Below are 1,571 nucleotides of genomic sequence, written 5' to 3' on the forward strand. Positions count from 1 at the left end.
CGGCACGGCTTGGGAGGCGAGTGCCAATGCAAGCGCACAGCAAGGCAGTGCCAACCGCAACCAAGTCAATCAACAAAGCGGTTTGTTTGCCGAAGAACACTATGATGTGGAAGCGAATAATGTTCACTTGAACGGCGGTGCCATCACCGGTACTCAAACTGACAAAAACCGTCTTGTCACCAACACACTGACCTTCAACGACATTGAAAACCGTAGTGATAGCAAGGCGGTGAGTGCGAGCATTGGGGTGAGCGCAAGTTCGGACTTGAACAAGGACGAAAACGGCAAGGTAATCAAAAACGACAAAGGCGAGCCGGAACGAGTGACGGATTTCAGCCCGACGGGCGGCTTGCCGATGGTCAGCAAAACCCGAGATAACAGCACAACCCAAGCCACGCTGAGTGAAGGTACGATAATCTTAAACAAAGACAGCAGCCCGATTCAAACGACGGCGGCAGCATTGGGGATTAACAGCGACAGCAGCAAAGGCAACGCACAGACTGAAAAACCAAAAGACATCAACACAACACTTGCTACGCAAAAAGCCATGCAAAGTGCGGTTGCGGACATCAGCTCGGGCGTGAGTGCCTACAGCGCCCAACAAAGAAAAGCAGCAGAGGCAGCAAAAGTACAAGCAGCTCAAGCTTTAGAACAGGCACAAAACAGCGGTAATCAAGCGGCTTATGAGCAAGCGGTTGTCGCCTATGAACAAGCCGACAGTGAGGCAAAAGCATGGGGTACCGGTGGCAGCTATAACCGAGCGGTTGACACGGCAACCAAGGTTATCACCTTGGCGATAGCCAACGGTAGCACGGCACAGTTGACGGCAACCGCCCTTTCTCCACTGGCAAACCAAGCGATTAAGGATGCGACCACAGACGAAAACGGCAAGGTGGACAAAACCACCAACCTAATTCTTCATGGTATCTTAGGTGCGGTAGAGGCGCAAGTTAACGGCGGCAGTGCGTTGGGCGGTGCGGCGGCAGCGATAACGGGGGAAGTGACAGCAGAACTGCTTGCCAAGACTATTTACGGCAAAAGCGCAAGCGAATTGGACGAACGGGAGCGGCAAAATATCTCAAGCCTCAGTAGCCTGACAGGTGCATTGGCAGCAACGATAACAGCGCAAACGGACGGAACAGCTACGGATAGCACAACTACAGTTGTTAATGCGGCAACAGGGCAAGCGATAGCGGAAAGTGCGGTTGAGAATAATTATTTAAACAGCGCTAAACACCAAGAAAAAACATATTTGTTAAATCAGTTAGCAAAAGGTGAGTTAACAGAAAAAGGCAGGGAACGATTAGATGAGCTCATTCAGGAAGACTTGGCGACAAACAAAGCATTATTTGATGCTTGTAGAAGTGCATATAGTGCAGAATGTGCAGAGGCAAGGAAAGATGCGATTGCAGCAAAAGAAACCTATACGGCACTAACTTATCATTTGCCAAAAGAAAAACAACAAGGCTATCAGGAAATTGCCGACTTGTTGAATAGTACAACACCTGAAGCAAATATTGCCCGAGTTATGTATGAGGGATATGTGGAGGGTTATAAAAATTATGGGTTTA

The 1,571-nt window shown here is 49.2% G+C and carries 1 protein-coding gene; it reads left to right on the plus strand.

Translation table 11 applies throughout. From position 1 onward, the window contains the following. On the plus strand, positions 1-1,571 hold a 1,571-nt coding region (locus FHQ23_RS11975), incomplete at both ends, for a VENN motif pre-toxin domain-containing protein (protein ID WP_176552319.1).

The sequence above is a fragment of the Testudinibacter crocodili genome (assembly GCF_006228025.1).
Taxonomy (GTDB): Bacteria; Pseudomonadota; Gammaproteobacteria; order Enterobacterales; family Pasteurellaceae; genus Chelonobacter.